The organism is Alteromonas sp. 4NH20-0056, from assembly GCF_057539655.1.
Genome location: NZ_BAAJLS010000012.1, coordinates 52,439 through 70,013, shown reverse-complemented (window position 1 = coordinate 70,013; position 17,575 = coordinate 52,439). Strand labels below are relative to the sequence as shown.

11 protein-coding genes are annotated in these 17,575 nt (G+C 43.7%); 6 read left to right on the top strand and 5 right to left on the bottom strand.

Going from position 1 to position 17,575, the window contains the following annotated elements:
* Nucleotides 1-56 precede the first annotated feature (56 nt).
* On the bottom strand, nt 57-473 hold the full coding sequence (locus AC27EZ_RS16590) for an MAPEG family protein (protein WP_487136394.1): 417 nt from the start codon (nt 471-473) through the stop codon (nt 57-59).
* A gap of 213 nt (nt 474-686) precedes the next feature.
* Between AC27EZ_RS16590 and AC27EZ_RS16585 the strand changes: the two genes are divergently transcribed.
* The 4 genes from AC27EZ_RS16585 (at nt 687) to AC27EZ_RS16570 (ending at nt 6,959) form a co-directional block, all read left to right on the top strand.
* Nucleotides 687-1,676, top strand: a complete 990-nt coding sequence (locus tag AC27EZ_RS16585) for a DUF4350 domain-containing protein (RefSeq protein ID WP_487136393.1) — start codon at nt 687-689, stop codon at nt 1,674-1,676.
* 122 nt (nt 1,677-1,798) lie between these two features.
* The gene (locus tag AC27EZ_RS16580) at nt 1,799-5,461 is read left to right on the top strand and encodes a CheR family methyltransferase (protein WP_487136392.1); all 3,663 of its coding nucleotides are present in this window, start codon (nt 1,799-1,801) and stop codon (nt 5,459-5,461) included.
* A 1-nt stretch (nt 5,462) separates the two neighbouring features.
* Complete coding sequence (locus AC27EZ_RS16575) at nt 5,463-6,137, top strand: chemotaxis protein CheB (protein WP_421134230.1); 675 nt, start codon at nt 5,463-5,465, stop codon at nt 6,135-6,137.
* Nucleotides 6,138-6,347: 210 nt separating this feature from the next.
* Entirely contained in the window at nt 6,348-6,959 is a 612-nt protein-coding gene (locus AC27EZ_RS16570) for an EF-hand domain-containing protein (protein ID WP_487136391.1), read from the top strand.
* Nucleotides 6,960-7,005: 46 nt separating this feature from the next.
* Here the strand turns inward: AC27EZ_RS16570 and AC27EZ_RS16565 are convergent, their stop codons facing one another.
* From AC27EZ_RS16565 to grpE, 4 genes are all read right to left on the bottom strand, one after another.
* The gene (locus AC27EZ_RS16565) at nt 7,006-7,509 is read right to left on the bottom strand and encodes a c-type cytochrome (RefSeq protein ID WP_487136390.1); all 504 of its coding nucleotides are present in this window, start codon (nt 7,507-7,509) and stop codon (nt 7,006-7,008) included.
* A 201-nt stretch (nt 7,510-7,710) separates the two neighbouring features.
* Nucleotides 7,711-8,844, bottom strand: a complete 1,134-nt coding sequence (dnaJ, locus tag AC27EZ_RS16560; protein WP_487136389.1) for a molecular chaperone DnaJ — start codon at nt 8,842-8,844, stop codon at nt 7,711-7,713.
* Between the two features lie 192 nt (nt 8,845-9,036).
* Nucleotides 9,037-10,956, bottom strand: coding sequence for a molecular chaperone DnaK (gene dnaK / locus AC27EZ_RS16555; protein WP_487136388.1), 1,920 nt, complete (start codon nt 10,954-10,956; stop codon nt 9,037-9,039).
* A 118-nt stretch (nt 10,957-11,074) separates the two neighbouring features.
* Nucleotides 11,075-11,698 carry a nucleotide exchange factor GrpE gene (gene grpE, locus AC27EZ_RS16550; RefSeq protein ID WP_487136387.1) on the bottom strand — a complete coding sequence of 208 codons (624 nt, stop codon included), beginning with the start codon at nt 11,696-11,698 and terminating at the stop codon, nt 11,075-11,077.
* Between the two features lie 235 nt (nt 11,699-11,933).
* On the opposite strand from grpE, the gene AC27EZ_RS16545 reads away from it, so the two are divergent.
* Both AC27EZ_RS16545 and AC27EZ_RS16540 read left to right on the top strand, forming a co-directional pair.
* Complete coding sequence (locus AC27EZ_RS16545) at nt 11,934-15,341, top strand: PAS domain-containing hybrid sensor histidine kinase/response regulator (RefSeq protein ID WP_487136386.1); 3,408 nt, start codon at nt 11,934-11,936, stop codon at nt 15,339-15,341.
* A gap of 133 nt (nt 15,342-15,474) precedes the next feature.
* On the top strand, nt 15,475-17,559 hold the full coding sequence (locus tag AC27EZ_RS16540) for a hypothetical protein (RefSeq protein WP_487136385.1): 2,085 nt from the start codon (nt 15,475-15,477) through the stop codon (nt 17,557-17,559).
* Nucleotides 17,560-17,575 lie beyond the last annotated feature (16 nt).

The window sequence follows — 17,575 nt, the reverse complement described above, 5'->3', positions numbered from 1 at the left end:
AGATTAATTAAGCCATTGAAAAAACGAAATTTGTTTCTACCGTCACGCCCAAATTTCTAAATAAGCCTTACCCCTAAAAGCACGAGCAACGCGATATTTGCAACTAAGCCAATCAAGAAAAAATAGCTGCGTGGGCTTGGATTTTTTTCAGTTGCGATAACGTAGTAGAGCACCATATGAACAACACGGGCGAGTAAATACAGCCAAACCAGTCCCGCAAACCATAGACCTTGGTAGCCCAGCGAGAACGAAAATAAGACAGTACCAATAAAGAGCGGACTATTTTCAATTGTATTGTGAAACGTTCGGTGCGCCCTGAACACGAAGCTATCGTGCGAAAGTGTTTTGTCAATTTTTCCCGGTACCGCGTTAGGTTGCTTAGCCTTACTCACGGTTGCAACGGCCCATTGAACCAACAACATTACTAAATACAAAAAGAAAGCAATATATACACTTTGGGAGATTTCAGTCATTAAGATATGCCTAGTTTACGAATAATTACTCATAGTTAAGCAAGAATGACTCCAAGCCCAACGCTTTGATACGTAACAAAATTTTATTTTTTTCATGAGATACTTTGTAAACTTTGCAAAAACGAAAAAGAAATTTACTGGCCTTAATGGTGCGGTTTGCAGTGCAATGTTACTCTGCTCTCGTTGCGTGCAGATTGTCACAAGGAGTTGTCGATGCCCCACCCTAACTGGTTAACCGCTATTTTCTTTATCATGGTTCTGACATCTTGCTCTGAAAGTCCTCAGCAAGCAGATCCTAGTTTTAAACCCAAAAACACCGTAGCGAGTTTTGCCCCTCACCATAGCCCTACGGTTATCGTAGACAATGCACACAACAATTTCTTATCGATTACGGGCAGATATAAGCCTTTCGCACAGGTGCTGCGTAGCGACGGGTTTATCGTGCGGGCCAATACTGAAAAATTTACGCTGAAGACGTTATCCCAAGCAGATGTTTTAGTTATTGCTAACGCCCTCGACAAACCACGAAAAGATTGGCATCCCCCTTATAATCAGGCATTACATAGTGACGAGGTGACTGCCATTACTGATTGGGTAGCAAAAGGTGGGGCACTGATGTTAATTGCAGACCATACTCCTTTCCCCAAAGTGATAGAAAACCTGGCGCAGTCGCTTGGGTTTACGTTTAGCAATGGGCACGTAAAAAGCGCGATTTTCAGAAAAACAGACCGCTCTCTCACGGCGCATATCACCACTTCTCCAAAAGAAAGCTCGACGAGTAAAAATGGTATAGCCCAGTTCAGTAACACGCAATCGTTGCCTTTCTATATTCAACAACAAAGCACTACCAAGCCAGCCTATAAGCAAGTCACTCATGTTAAAACATTTGGTGGCTCTGCATTTACAGTCCCGAAAAACGCGCTATCGCTACTTAACCTTGGCAGGAACGCAATATCCATCGAGCCAGCCATACCATTTCAAGTAAATGCCACAACACCAAGAATTGCTATCGACGGGTGGAGTCAAGGTGCCGTTCTAACACTAGGTAAAGGTCGCGTTGCTGTATTTTCTGAAGGAATGATGTTTTCATCTCAACGCGACACCACAACGGGAAATATCCTCGGGATGACGTCTAGCGGAGCAGAGCAAAACGAATCGTTTTTACTAAATATTATGCATTGGCTTGTTGATGTTGGCGTTTAAGCGCGCCAAATCAGTTTAACTTCGCTTTTACTGACCATTTCTATTACTAAACATCATTAGCTTTCGGTGCTTTAGCACGGTACTATAATGTTATAGATACTTGAATTTGTTGAGACAATTAGATGGACATACCAGAGGCTGAACAGTCTTTTTTCTGGGTAGGAGTAGGCGCGTCTGCGGGCGGCCTCGATGCGATTCAATCGTTGTGCAAGGTATTGCCCTCTGATGCTAATATGGTTTACATCATTGCACTCCATTTGTCGCCAAAGCACGAGAGCAAGCTTACCGAGTTGATTCAACGCGTCACATCATTGCGGGTTCAAACTATCGTTGATGGTATTGAAGCTCAACCTAACGTTATTTATATCACGCCACCAAAGTACGATGTATTCGTAGTGAATAATACTATTCACCTTGCTTCGCCTGATGCAAAAGCACTTGCTAAACCATCGGTCAATACGTTGTTAAAGTCGTTAGCCGAGCAAAAAGGCGAACGTAGCATTGGCGTTGTGCTATCAGGGACAGGGTCCGATGGTGCTCATGGTGTTAAGGTCATTCGCGCGTCAGGCGGGTGTACTTATGCCCAAGAACCCGAGTCAGCAGCGTATGACGGAATGCCGAATGCTTCAATTGATACCGACTGTGTCGATTTCATCTTAACCCCGACTGAAATAGGTAAACACCTTAGTGATTTAAGCTCTAAATTACCCGAAGCATTACGCGCAAAAATAGATGCTAGCGAGACAAAAGATAGATTTGCCGAACTTATAAATATAGTGAGAAGGCAGTGTGGCGTTTCGTTTAAGCAGTATAAAAAAGCAACGCTTCAGCGCCGCATTGAACGCCGAATGCTTGCAAACCGTTTAAATGACTTTAATTCTTATGTTGACCTTTTACGTCGTCAAACCGACGAAGTTGAATTGCTGTACAAAGATATTTTGATATCAGTAACTAACTTTTTTAGAGACCCTGCCACATTTAAACAGCTGTCACCTGTCCTTAACGATATCGTTTCACAAAAAGGTGAAGGCGAGCCGCTACGATTATGGGTGGTTGGGTGTGCCACAGGTGAAGAGGCTTATAGTCTTGCAATTATGCTCACAGAAGCCTTGGGGGGGATAGATGAACTCGCCTCGGGCGACCATCAAATATTTGCCACCGATGTTGATGCAAATGCACTTGCCATTGCACGTAAAGGAATATACAGCGAAGCATCTATGGCTGATGTGCCACCTCTATACAAAGAACGGTATTTCAAGAAAAAGAGTAACGGTTACGAAATTATTGATGAGCTTAAACGCGTCATATTGTTTTCTGGCCATAATATTGTGGACGATCCGCCTTTCTTGCGTATCGATTTAATAACCTGTCGCAACCTGCTTATTTATTTTGAGCAAGAGCTACAAAAAAAAGTGTATCGCATATTTCATTACTCACTGCGAGAACGCGGCTATATGTTCTTAGGCAAATCTGAAAGTACGTCTCAAGTGACAGATATCTTTAGAACTGTCCATTCACAAGAGCGTATTTTTCAGAAGCGAAGCGTGACATCTTTTAACCCGCAACGTTTCTACTTAAGTGGGAAAACGGTGGGTAACTCTGTCAGCGATACGCGTCCCCCGGTCGATGATTCGTCTGCGCCCAAGTTACCTGAAACCTTCGTAGAGCAACTCGGTGATGCGTGCATCTTGGTTAATGACAACCTTGATATTGAACACAGCTACGGAAAAAGCTCCACCTATATAAAATTTTCAAAAGGAAAGCCTTCTCTTAATCTTAATGAGATTATTATTGAAGTTTTTAAGCATGAAATTCGTCCACTTGTTTACAAAGCAATAAGAACGAAAGCATTAGCTGAAGGACAGCCCCGCCGACTTTCAATAGAGGGCACCGCCTATAAAGTTAGAATGACGGTTTATCCTATTTCTGTTGAAGAAGCGTCAGAGTCATTTTTATTAGTTTGTTTTAATCGCTTAGGGGAACTGAAAGAGGTAGGCGAAAAAACGCTAGCCGACGAAAACTCAGATCGCGTTAAAGAGTTAGAAGACGAACTTTCGATGGCGAGGGAGCATATACAAACGGTAATTGAAGAACTTGAAACTTCGAACGAAGAACTTCAATCAATGAACGAAGAACTTCAGTCGTCTAATGAAGAACTACAGTCTTCTAATGAGGAGCTAGAAACGACTAACGAAGAGTTACAGTCAACCAACGAAGAATTGGTGACGATGAACGATCAACTTAATGAAAAGACAACCGCCCTTGAGGTGGTCACTAATAAGTTAGTCAATCTTAAAAACTCTCTTCAGTTCCCATTAGTTTATGTCGACATTAATCTTCGTGCTGTGCAGGCAAACGTCGCCGCAAAGGCGTTTTTCTCCCTACAAGACAGCTTAGGGAATTTCGGCAGCCGTTTACAAAAAACGTTTAAGTCAGATGAGATAATCAAACTAACCACTAAAGTTATTAATACCGAAAAAGAAGAAGTGCTTCAGGTTATCGGTGATGACAAACATTTTAACGTACATATCATGCCGTTTATGGCCACGAATAATCAGGTAGAAGGTGCAATATTAAGTTTCATTGATAACACTACCATTATGCTTCAACAGAAAGAACTTGAAGAGAAACGTCTTGTAGCTCATCGAGCAAGCCAAGCAAAAACCGAGTTTTTGGCAAACGTTAGCCACGAAATAAGAACACCTCTGAACGCCATAGTGGGCGTTAACGAAGTCTTTCGTTTAAATATTGCAGATGAGGTCAAACAAGAGCGATTGCTCACCATTTTAAATAACGCGACAGGTAAACTTAAAGCGCTGCTAAATGACCTACTAGACTTTGCAAAACTTGAAACTGGGCAGCTTACACTCGAATACACAGAGTTTTCTGTTCAAGAAACTATTCAAGATTTGATTGATCTCTACTCTGTAGAAAAGAAACAGAAGGGCATTGCGATTTCAGCAGTACTGGACAACGACTTACCCGAACATTTTATCGGTGATCCACTCCGTGTTCAGCAAATTGTTACTAACCTGCTTTCAAACGCAATTAAATTTACTGAGGAAGGCTCGGTACAAGTAAAAGCAAGCGGGAACTGGAATCAAACGATTTACTATTTAGTCATTGAAGTGGTAGATACCGGTATCGGTATGTCTAAGGAAAGTGTCAATCAAATATTTGAAAAGTTCTCTCAGGCAAATTCTAGCATTGCACGGCGGTTTGGTGGCTCAGGGCTAGGGTTATCGATAATTAAAGAATTAGTTAAGCTTATTGGTGGCACTATTGAGGTTAACAGCAAAGAAGGTGAAGGCTCGTCATTCAAAGTAACGCTGCCATTGCGCACGCCAAAACATATTAGAGAGCCCCTTGAGTCGGAACACAACGAAACATACAAACTCGACGTCTCTGACAAAGAGAAAGTGCTTGTTGTCGAAGATAATGAAACGAACGTTTTCATAATATCATCGTACTTAGACGAATTTGGCGTTCAGCATGACGTTGCAGAAAATGGAAAACGTGCATTAGAAACCTTAAAGGACAATACCTACTCTCTGGTTCTTTTGGATTTACAAATGGATGAAATGGACGGTTTTGAGTTTTATGAGCGGTTCAAACTTATTCAATCCAATGGCAAACACCTAGAGACAAAAGTTATTGCAGTGTCAGCTCATGTCCACAACGATATCATCAAGCGCTGTTTAGACGCTGGAATGATCGAATTTCTGCCCAAGCCAGTAGAAATTAAATCGCTGTTTAAATTGTTGAAAAAACATATAGGGAAATAATTTGGCTCATGTATCTGCGCGATACCCTGGAATTAACCCCGTGTTTTTTATTGGAGCTTCCGCCGGTGGTGTAAACGCGTTTAGTACGCTTGCATCTATGCTACCGGAGGATTTTCCTTCTCCGGTATTCTTTTTGCTTCATAGGCTAAGGGACAGCACAGTAAACTCAGCGGGATTACTACCGCTTTTAGAAGCGAAGTCAAACTTACCAGTGAAAGTCGCTGAGGCGGGTGAACTGGTGCGTTCTGGTCACATTTACCTTCCTCCAGACAATTTACATATCGGCGTTGACGATAATCATATCTTTTATTCTGATTTGCCTGACGACGAACCATGGCGCCCTTCTATCGACTTTCTTTTCAAATCTGGCGCCCGTGAATACAAAGACCGTTCAATCGCTATACTGCTCACCGGGAAGCTGGATGACGGCACGCAAGGTATGATTGAAACCACTCACCAAGGCGGCATTACTGTCGCACAATCGCCGACCGATGCCTATGAGCCGCACTTACCCCTTCAGGCACTCATGAACGACCACCCTACCCACGTCTTGCCCCTAGTAGATATTCCGAAGTTGATGTGCGAATTTGTTCACCACCCTCATTTTGCCAATCAAAAAGACGTATTTGAAGAATCTGCAAAAATAGCAAAGTCACTTAAGCAACAACTTAAATAGGCGTGTACAAGACACGGTTTATCCGACTGCGTAATAATTGCAGTGTTTTGTATAGATAACGCACATCATAATGATACACACACTTAGTGATGCAACTTAATGCACTGATATTAAAGAGTTTTAATCAATTGGCATGTGAAATGAATGAACTAACTTGAATTATCACCTCTGTTAAAGGTTGTACAGAGATTAGAAATCAAGGAGTTTGATATGAAAAAGTTAGTATTAGCATCGTTAATTGGCACCGCCCTTTCAGCAAGTGTAGTTGCCGGTGAAGGTTTAGAGAAAATTGATACAACGTTTGCCGATTTAGATAACGACGATAATCGTTATATCTCTCGTGAGGAAGCAGACGATGATGAAATTTTCGCGCACTTTTCAAAAATTGATGCCAACTCAGACATGAGAATTTCGATGGAAGAGTTTAATCGACATGTAACAAAGCACCCTCAGCATTTTGACGGTGATGTCGTTGCCTCGGTAAAAGCAATGAAGCATAGCATGGTTGAACTGCACGACACGCCAGCGGTACCGCCCAAAGATGAAAAGCTAACCTACGAGCTTCATGAAAACGCGAAGTCCGAAGTAAAAGATGACGTCGTTGAAAAAGAAGTCAAGGTTGAAACCGAAACCACGATTATCGCAAAAAGTGAATTCGATATGATGGACATTAATAGTGACGGTACGTTGACGAAAGCAGAAGCATCGCGAAGTGGTGTAACGAAAGCATTTGATAGCATTGACCGTAATGATGATGAACTCATCTCTCGTACTGAGTATTCAACATTACAACAAGAACGTGACAGTGATTCCGACGAATAACACAGCGTTAACGTAAAAAAACGCGCCTTTTAGGCGCGTTTTTTGTTTAATCTTTTTTGTAATCGTCGTGACAAGATTTGCAACTAGCGCCAATTTTGCCAATGGCCCCTCGATACGCTGTCTCATCGCCCGATTTAACTGCCGTTTGTAACCCTTGCGCAGCAGTTTTAAGCGCTAAGACCTTGCCTTCAACGTCAGAAAAGTTCTTCCATATTGCGTCTTTCGCACCTGTTTTAACGTTGAAGCTACGTGTATCAACAGATAAGTAGTCGGTCATCATGTCAGCTAGCTGCTCTAAACGCACGGCATTGGTCATCATAACACTTTCATCATAAGGTAATGCGCCCTTGGCCATACCGCCCAATGGCGCCATGTTGCTGCGTATTAACGTAAACATTGCTTGGCGATAATTGGTTGCTGCTTTTGCATGTTTCATAGACGACGCTTGTGTTACTTCGTCCGCTGCAACGTTACCAGAAATGCCGAATGCCAATGTTGCTGCTACCGTTAATGCCTTTATCGACCCCAAGGTATTAGTTGCATTTTTCATTACTCTTTCCCTTTCGTGTTTAAACGTGCTTTACCTGCTACGTAGCGTAATGAAAACGCTCTATAGCGAAATTACCTTCTTATCATTAATCGTGACGAATACACGCAAATTAAGCAAGGTTTTAAACGAGTATTTTGACATTTTTAAAAGCAAATATAAAAAAGCCCTCATATTGAGGGCTTCTATAAAAATGTTAACGCGTTATTTCGTTAAATCGTCAAAGAACTTTTTAACACCATCAAAGAAACCTTGTGCCTTAGGGCTATGCTTGCTTGATGCTTTACCCATAGACTCTTCAAGTTCTTGAAGCAGTTCTTTCTGGCGTGTTGAAAGCTTAACTGGCGTTTCAACTACCACTTTACACATTAAATCGCCAACCGCACCGCTTCGCACTGACTTAACGCCCTTTCCGCGTAAACGGAACATACGCCCAGTTTGTGTTTCAGCGCTAATCTTAAGCTTCACTTTACCGTCTAACGTGGGAACTTCTAATTCACCACCTAACGCAGCGGTGGTAAAGCTAAGCGGAACTTCGCAATACAAGTTATTGCCATCACGTTGGAAAATATCGTGGTCGCGAACATGTACCTGAACATAAAGGTCACCGGCTGGTGCACCGTTTTCCCCAGCTTCCCCTTCGCCTGATAAACGAATTCTGTCGCCGGTATCAACCCCTGCTGGAATTTTAACGTTAAGCGTTTTCGTTTTCTCTTTGCGACCATGGCCATGACAGCTATTACACGGGTCTTCAATGATTTTGCCTTTCCCAGAACATGTAGGACATGTCTGCTGAACAGCGAAGAATCCTTGACGCATTTGAACCTGACCGTTTCCGTGACACGTTGGGCACGTTTTAGGTGAGGACCCTTTTTTCGCACCAGACCCATCACATACGTCACATTCGACCAATGTGGGGACGCGGATATCAACACTTTTTCCTCGTACCGCTTCTTCAAGTGAAAGCTCAAGGTTATAGCGTAAGTCAGACCCTTGTCGTGCACGAGATTGACGGCCTCCACGACCACCACCGCCGAAAATATCGCCAAACACATCGCCGAAGATATCACCAAAATCGGCACCACCACCGTAGCCACCGCCACCGCGATTAGGATCGACACCAGCATGACCGTATTGATCATACGCTGCGCGTTTTTTCGAATCAGACAATATTTCGTAGGCTTCCTGGATTTCTTTAAACTTGTCTTCCAGGTCTTTATCGCCTTGTGTACGGTCAGGATGATACTTCATCGCTAGCTTTTTATACGCTTTCTTTATTTCGCGTTCGCCAGCACTCTTGTCTATCCCAAGTACTTCATAGTAGTCACGTTTCGACATATCGGTTACTTATCCTACTTTCTGTCGACAGATTTAAAAGCTAACCCATCGAATCTACCTCTGACTGTTGTGAAAATAACCTGCTTTGGCCTTTGCAAACCAAGTCATTTACACAACAAAGGCGCAACAAGATATTCCTGCTGCGCCTGAACTGCTTAAAACCGCCCGGCGAACCGGGCTTATCGCAACAGCTTACTTTTTGTCGTCGTCTTTCACTTCTTCAAACTCAGCGTCAACAACGTCATCGTTTGCTTGACCAGAAGCTTGCTGTTCGCCGCCTTCAGCTCCGCCAGCTTGCTGAGCTTGAGCCGCTTCCATCAACTTGCTAGACACTTGAATAAGTTCTTGTGTTTTCGCTTCGATTTCCGCTTTATCTTCGCCCTTAGACGCAGTTTCAAGTGCTGTAAGTGCTTCTTCAATAGGCGCTTTATCTTCAGCGCTTAGTGCGTCACCCACTTCTTCAAGCTGCTTGCGTGTAGCGTGGATCATGCCATCAGCTTGGTTGCGCGCTTGAATGAGTTCTTCAAACTTCGCATCGGCCTCTTTGTTCGCTTCAGCGTCTGCTACCATTTTTTCGACTTCTTCATCGCTTAAGCCTGAAGATGCTTTAATCGTGATCTTCTGCTCTTTACCTGTGTCTTTATCTTTCGCAGACACATGAAGAATGCCGTCAGCATCTAGGTCGAAAGTAACCTCGATTTGCGGCACACCGCGCGCGGCTGGACGAATACCTTCAAGGTTGAACTGACCAAGAGACTTGTTGCCACTTGATTGCTTACGCTCACCTTGCAGTACGTGTACCGTTACCGCAGACTGGTTATCTTCTGCTGTAGAGAACGTTTGCGACTTTTTCGTTGGGATAGTCGTATTCTTCTCGATAAGCGCAGTCATTACGCCACCCATCGTCTCAATTCCTAGAGACAGAGGCGTAACGTCTAATAGTAGTACGTCTTTAACGTCACCAGATAACACACCACCTTGAATTGCCGCACCTACTGCTACTGCTTCATCAGGGTTAACGTCTTTACGTGGCTCTTTGCCGAAGAATTCAGTTACATACTTCTGAACTAGCGGCATACGTGTTTGACCACCAACAAGGATGATGTCGTTGATGTCGCCTACCGATAGGTCTGAATCTTCTAACGCTTGCTTAAGAGGTTTAAGCGAGTTCTTTACTAAATCTTCAACCAAAGATTCAAGTTTTGCACGAGTCAGTTTAATGGCTAAGTGCTTAGGACCTGACCCATCAGCGGTGATGTAAGGCAGGTTAACTTCTGTCTGTTGTGAAGAAGAAAGCTCAATCTTAGCTTTTTCGCCCGCTTCTTTAAGACGCTGCATTGCTAGCGGATCTTTACGAAGGTCGATGCCTTGGTCTTTCTTAAACTCTTCAACAAGGTAGTTGATTACGCGGTTATCGAAATCTTCACCACCAAGGTGAGTATCACCATTAGTCGCAAGTACTTCAAACGTATGCTCGCCATCTACTTCATCAATTTCGATAATAGAGATATCGAATGTACCACCACCTAAGTCGTATACTGCAACAACGTTTTCGCCTTGCTTTCTGTCCATGCCGTAGGCAAGTGCAGCAGCTGTTGGCTCGTTGATGATACGCTTAACTTCTAACCCTGCAATACGACCAGCATCTTTAGTTGCTTGACGCTGAGAGTCGTTGAAGTAAGCTGGAACCGTAATAACCGCGCCAGTAACTTCTTCGCCAAGATAGTCTTCAGCGGTCTTTTTCATTTTCTTAAGTACTTCAGCAGAAACTTGTGGAGGCGCCATTTTCTCGCCTTTCGCTTCTACCCATGCATCGCCATTGTCAGCACCTACGATTTTGTAAGGCATAATGTCGATGTCACGTTGTACTTCTTTGTCTTGGAAGCGACGACCAATTAAACGCTTGATAGCGAATAATGTGTTTTCAGGGTTTGTTACTGCCTGACGCTTCGCTGACTGACCAACAAGCGTTTCGCCGTCAGCTGTATAAGCAATGATTGATGGCGTTGTACGATCGCCTTCCGCGTTTTCAATTACGCGAGGTTTGTCGCCGTCTAAAACTGCGACACATGAATTTGTTGTACCTAAATCGATACCGATGATTCTACCCATTTCGTGTCTCCGAAATAATTTCTAAAGTCTGTACTTTTAGTGGGGTTATTCCCCAATCTTTTCAATACTTGTCAGTAAAAAAACTGACATATTTGTGTGTTTATCGCAAAAACGTGAATTACGCTTGCGTATCAACACCACCGCTTGGCGCGCGCGATACCATTACCATGGCAGGGCGTAACAAACGGCCGTTAATTTGATACCCTTTCTGCATCACCGCCATTACCGTATTAGGTTGGTGGTCAGCACTTTCCTGCATTGACATCGCTTGATGTAAATCAGGGTTAAAGCTTTCGCCCTGAGGGTCAATAAGGGTTAATCCAAATTTCTCAATAGTGCTTAAGAAAGTTTTGTGCGTCATTTCGACCCCTTCAAGCAAGGGCTTAATCGCTTCGTTTTCGCTATCAGTCATTTCGATAGCGCGCTCTAAGTTATCGATAACCGGAAGCAACTCGCCAGCAAAGCGTTCAAGGGCAAATTTACGCGCCTTTTCTACTTCACCTTCAGCGCGACGGCGTGCATTGTCTGCGTCAGCACGTGCACGCAATACGCCATCTTGTTGTTCTTTAATCGTCGCCTGAGCTTCAGACAGCGCAGTTTCAAGTTCGTAAATGCGCTGTGCATTTTCATCTAACTCTACACTCTCAGCTTCAGATGTTTCTACCTGCGCTTCTTCAGCGCTTTGAACAGTTTCATCTACTGTATTTTCTTGATCTGCCTGCACATCGCGATTATCGCTCATGCCTACCTCCAAACGTTTTTCTAAATCTAGTTGTTTACCCTACACGGCTGATGTGCAGTGCAAATTGCCTTGTTGCGCTTAGTTATGGGGCTGGTTTTAGCTTGATCAAGGGTAACCACAATAAAATTGTGGATAGATCTTTAAAAATGTTGAGTGCAGAAAGTCGCGCTATGGCATTGCACTATGCCCCCTAAAATATGCTAACGTAACCGAGTGTATTTTTTTGGGCTGGTAAATGCTAAACATCTGGACAGTAAGTAGCATTATAGGTGTTTACCTTATCACCTTGTTTGTCATTGCCTTCTTGGGCGAACGGCGGCTTAAAGATAATCGGCAACACCCGATACTTTATAGCTTAGGGCTGGGCGTTCACTGCACGTCTTGGGCTTTTTTTGGTACAACATCACAAGCCGCTGAGTACGGATGGGCAATAGTCCCAACCTACATGGGTATTATACTAACCATGGCGTTTGCCTTTCCGGTTGTTGTTCATATCAGTCGCCTATGCCAGCAACACAATATTACGTCGCTGGCAGATCTCATTGGCTTAAAATACAAACATTCGCACTTAGTTGCTGCCTTTATCACACTCCTGTGCTTTATTGGTGTTATTCCCTATATAGCACTGCAACTCGACGCCATAACAAAGAGTATCGGCCTCATCGCGCCCAGCGTTCCCGACACAAATCAGAATGTGAGTGTTTACGTTGCCGCATTAATGGCACTATTCGCCATTGTTTTCGGTACACGAAGGCTCAACCTTACCGATAAGCACCCCGGTTTGCTTCTTACTATCGCTTTTGAATCGTTATTTAAACTGATCGCTCTTTGGACAGTAGGCGTATTTGTTTGCTTCTTTATGTTCGACGGTGTACTCGACCTTGTCGCGAAGGCGTCGACGAACGAGGCCGCAAGCAATGTGATTTATGCAGACAGCGCCCCCTTGGTTTACCTAACCCATGTCATGTTGGGTATTTGCTCTATGTTTGTGCTGCCCCGTCAATTTCATATGAATTTTGTAGAGCTAAATGGTGAAGGTGAACTTAGAACCGCTCGTTGGCTTTTTCCTATGTATTTATTAGGGATGACCGTGTTTCTTATTCCTCTCGCACTAGCAGGGAAAATGCTGTTACCTGACACGGTAAATTCCGATACCTACGTACTCGCGCTGCCTATTTATGCTAATAATCTCGAGGTTTCTATTATTGCATTTCTTGGGGGGCTGTCTGCCACTACCAGTATGGTTATTGTCGCAACGTTAGCACTTGGAATAATGATAGCCAATAACGTAGTTACCCCTTTGTGGATAAAAGCACGGTTACGTACTGAACCAAACCACACCATGCAGCCTGGTAAAATACTAACCATACGGCGGCTTACGGTACTGGTTGTCCTGTCGGTAGCACTTTGGTACCACCTCAATGTAAGCCAAGCTGCCCCGCTCGTTAAAAGCGGTATTATCGCAATTGCGTTGTTAAGCCAATCTTTACCCATTTTGATGTTCGGACTGTATTGGAAGAAAAGTAAAAAGGCCGCAGCGGTAAGTGGTCTTCTTGCTGGGTTCACATGTTGGTGCGCGTTATTGCTTTATCCTAGTTTAATGTCGAGTTATTACTTTAATACGCCGCCGTCAGATGCTGAGTTAGGCATAGGGTTTGTTTGTTCGTTAATTGCCAATAGCGTGACATTTGTATTAGTAGCACTATTGACCGGCAAGTCGGCATCCCCCCGTCGCGCAAGCGATGTAAGAGATATCAACCTTGCCTCGCCGCAATTGATGGTGAAGGTAAGTGACTTGATGTCGCTTACGCAACGGGTACTTGATAAAGACAGCCACGATACATTATTAAAACAACTTTCTGTTGACGTATCTCGCGCACACCTTACTGGCTACGCAAGTCATGCGTTATTGAACAGAGTAGAGCAACTATTAGCCGCCCAAGTCGGCGGGCCTAGCGCTCGTATTTTATTAGGTGCGATTGCAGACACCGGGTCAGACTCCTTGCCCGAACTTGTAGATTGGGTCGAAGAGGCCTCGCAGTCATTCCAATTTAATCATGAAGTATTGCAGTCGTCAGTACAGCATATAGAGCAAGGTATTAGTGTATTGGATGACAAACTGCAATTGCTGGCGTGGAATGAACGGTATGTCGAGCTTTTCTATTATCCAAGAGGCTTTCTAAAAGCGGGGATGCCGATTAGCGACATCTTAGATTTCAACGCACAAAGAGGTTTATTTGGTAACGGCGAAGAAGCCCCGCAAGAAATAGAGAAACGAATTGGCCATATGCTGAAAGGTAGTCGCCATAAATACGTTCGTAAACAGCCCGACGGAAAAGTAATAGAGCTTAACGGCTCTCCCCTGCCTGGCGGTGGCTATGTTACCACCTACAGCGACATTACCGAATATATCGCGATTCAAGACGTGTTAACGCAGTCTAAAAGTAAACTAGAAGCTCGCGTGGAGCAGCGAACCGAGGAACTTCGCTACGCAAAACAGCAAGCCGATGATGCAAATGAAAGTAAGACAAAATTTCTTGCTGCGGCCGGCCATGATCTCATGCAGCCGTTCAATGCGGCCACGCTTTTTGCGTCTATGCTAGAAAAGAAGACAAAAGGTAGCGAACTCTCTAGCCTGTCAGAAGGTGTTGTAAACTCGCTCAACAATGCACAGACACTGCTTACTATGCTGCTCGACATGACCAAATTAGATTCAGGTGTACTGAAACCGCAAAAAGTGACGTTCGCGATAGACGACGTTCTATCATCGCTATGTAAGGAATTTAGCCTGATAGCAAAGCAAAGAGGCATAAAACTTCACTATATAAAAACCAGCAGTTTTACCCACAGCGACAAACATTTATTTCGACGGATTATTCAAAACTTATTATCTAACGCTATCCGCTATACACAGACGGGTACGGTAGTAGTGGGCGTAAGAAGAAAGCTAACAGCAAACGCAGCGACGACTGCCACGCCGTTACTTCACATATGTGTTTACGACACGGGCCCTGGAATTGCTCCCAATCAACAGACAAAGATTTTTAGTGAATTCCACCAGCTAGAAAGCCCGCGCAGTTCACAGGGAATTGGGCTTGGATTAACCATTGTAGACAGAGTATGTAAGCTGCTTGGCCACACTATTACCCTACAATCTGAGCTTAATAAAGGAAGCTGTTTTGCAATTGCGGTTCCTAAATGCGAAAAAGCGACTCAAAGCATAACGGAGAGCGTAAAAAGCAACGCCGTAGCGCTGCACGATGAGAAACCGTCACAGTTTCTGCACAAAAAACGGCTTCTGCTTATCGAAAATGATGAGCAAGTTACTTGCGCCATGAAAGCCCTCTTTGAAGATTGGGGAGCGACAGTCGTCACTGCGATGAGCAAGAAGGAAGCGTTAGCGGCATGCGGTATGAAGCCAGATATAATTATTGCAGACTATCACCTTAATTTTGGTGAAACGGGCACAGAGGTTTTACGAGAAATCGCATTGCTGCCACACAGCCCCGATTTGCGCCTGTTAATTACTGCGAACCGAAATAGTGAGATAAGGGATACGGCCGCTGACATGGGGATAGCGTACTTGCCAAAACCCATAAAACCCAGCGCGTTAAAACGAATTTTAAAGCAGCGATTCAGTTAATACGTACCGAATAATGAGAGCAAAACGCGAAAGGCAGAAATCGATTGGTTTTAGCCTGTACGTGAGTAACGTATCATGAGCCTCGTTAATACAGTTATGCTATACAGTAGTCAATTCTATGGAGTGTTCAACGGTGACTATAAAGGACTATAATCGATACCGAAAGGCTATTTTAGGTGCTGTCGCGCTCGTCATCACTTTGCTGGGCATCGGTATATACTTTGTCACAAACGAGAAAGAAGAGGCGTTCAACAACACCGCACCAAGTACCGATGCGTCAGACTCTACTATCGAACCTGAAAACTATAGGCTGATGACTGCTCCGTTAACGCCAGGTCGCACCGCAAACGCATTAGAAAACGCTACAAAAATCTACTCGGCAAGTGAGTCCTACAGTCAATGCGAAGTAGAAAACGCAGAGGTTTGGGATAAACTTCAGCGCGTAAAAAATGCAATAAATAGTGAACTTCTGGCGCTAGATAATAGCCGTATTCTTAGCGATGCCGTGTTCTTACTTCAAGAAGAAGGCTATTTTGACACCTCAAATGCACTGTTAAATTTACATCGCGTTCAACTAGCGAATCAACAACAGAAATTCGAGCGTGCGCCATTTAAGCCTACCCAAGAAGAAATCGATGAAATAAGAAATGCATCCTATCTTCTGCAAGATATAGTTGAGGCTGCGGCGCAACAAGATATTGAAAAAGTCATGCAAGCTACACATGCCTTTAGGCAAAACAACGATAAACACGGCTATGCGATAAGAAGAGGAAGAAACAAATTCCTTATAACCCCCGACGTCGTTATTGGTCATAGTTTGGCAACCGCATCCCAAGCATTTGTTGACGATATCGCCGCACAATACCCAGTCAGCCATTTGCTTTTCACCCAAGCGGTGCGTTCAGGGGCAAGCAATGAAGTATTAGAGAAATTACTGTCGAGTTTTGCCTTTAATAACGAACCCGTATACACAAAACACAACACGCTACAAACCGCTTTGCAAGCAGCGATTGAAATTGAGTCACTACATGCAATGCAACTCATCCTCTCTCAGCCTAATCTTCAACACAGTGCGTTTTTCTTTAACCCTCTCAATACCATTGTTTTTAATGCAATAAATGAGAAGAAAAACGAGTTTACCGAAATTCAAAAGGCGATGATGACCGAATTAGGTGAACGCGGTTTTCGCGTTGAAATCGTTTCCTCACTCTATGCAAAAAAACCAATGTTGGCGGGGTATATAGCGATGCTTGAACGACCTATCGTAAACCAACTAAAAGGCTTATCGATTCTTCCTCAGCATATTGATAAACTATCAATACATCCTGATTCCGCATTACCGTTACATCTACAAAATCAACTGAAACGTGATGCGTTTCAAAGCCAAGTGCTGATAGACGAATTCAATGAAAAGGCGAAAACCTGTCGTGAAAAGAAGAAAGCGCTACAGTCGTTGGTGCCGCCACTAATAAGCATTGATGATGTATTTGTTTATATCAATGCCGACAATAGTTTCACCGAGAACGTCCAACTACTAAAGCAACAATCACTGACATTGGTTGATGCCTATTATGAAAAAATGAGCAGCCAGTCCTTGGATACCCGCAGGGTCGACGCGATAGCGGCATCCACGGAATCCCTTAAAGACATTCCTTTTGGTGTTCTCGCACAAATTAACGAACTGAACCCGTTTGAACGATATCACCTCACCGAACGCTATTGTCAAAAATTTGGTAAACGTTCTATGGATGATATTTTTAACATCGTTCAGTATATAAACTTCAGTGTGTTTAGCTTTGAAGCATGCCTCGCTGGTAGCCCCGATGACTACGCTGATACAGAGCGCTATTTTTATCACCATGAGAATACTTATCCTGGGGTTGTATACAATAAGTTAGCGCACTATGCCGTTGATGAAGCGATAGAAGCATTATCTGATCCCGCGTTCCAACGTCCAAAGGACTATAGCGGTTATCCCCATGGTCGCGATGCTCTGATGCTTGCACTAGATATAAAACTTGCTACTCACAATATTGATAAACAAGACTACAAAACACTAATAAGCGCTCTTATCGAGAAAACCGCGTTAACCGATGAGCATTTCAAAAGACTTCATCGGCTTAAAGTTGATCATTTTTTATTTTTTGAGGAGTTAGCGTCAATTCACCCACAAATCCGACAAGCGGTTGCGTATCCTTTGGCAAAATATAGAACATAGAGATATGCAAGCGCGT

What these genes read in the sequence shown, in the direction of transcription:
- dnaK (WP_487136388.1), bottom strand. Translation starts at nt 10,956, where the DNA reads ATGGGTAGAATCATCGGTATCGATTTAGGTACAACAAATTCATGTGTC.
- AC27EZ_RS16590 (WP_487136394.1), bottom strand. Translation starts at nt 473, where the DNA reads ATGACTGAAATCTCCCAAAGTGTATATATTGCTTTCTTTTTGTATTTA.
- dnaJ (WP_487136389.1), bottom strand. Translation starts at nt 8,844, where the DNA reads ATGTCGAAACGTGACTACTATGAAGTACTTGGGATAGACAAGAGTGCT.
- AC27EZ_RS16545 (WP_487136386.1), top strand. Translation starts at nt 11,934, where the DNA reads ATGCTAAACATCTGGACAGTAAGTAGCATTATAGGTGTTTACCTTATC.
- grpE (WP_487136387.1), bottom strand. Translation starts at nt 11,698, where the DNA reads ATGAGCGATAATCGCGATGTGCAGGCAGATCAAGAAAATACAGTAGAT.
- AC27EZ_RS16570 (WP_487136391.1), top strand. Translation starts at nt 6,348, where the DNA reads ATGAAAAAGTTAGTATTAGCATCGTTAATTGGCACCGCCCTTTCAGCA.
- AC27EZ_RS16580 (WP_487136392.1), top strand. Translation starts at nt 1,799, where the DNA reads ATGGACATACCAGAGGCTGAACAGTCTTTTTTCTGGGTAGGAGTAGGC.
- AC27EZ_RS16565 (WP_487136390.1), bottom strand. Translation starts at nt 7,509, where the DNA reads ATGAAAAATGCAACTAATACCTTGGGGTCGATAAAGGCATTAACGGTA.
- AC27EZ_RS16585 (WP_487136393.1), top strand. Translation starts at nt 687, where the DNA reads ATGCCCCACCCTAACTGGTTAACCGCTATTTTCTTTATCATGGTTCTG.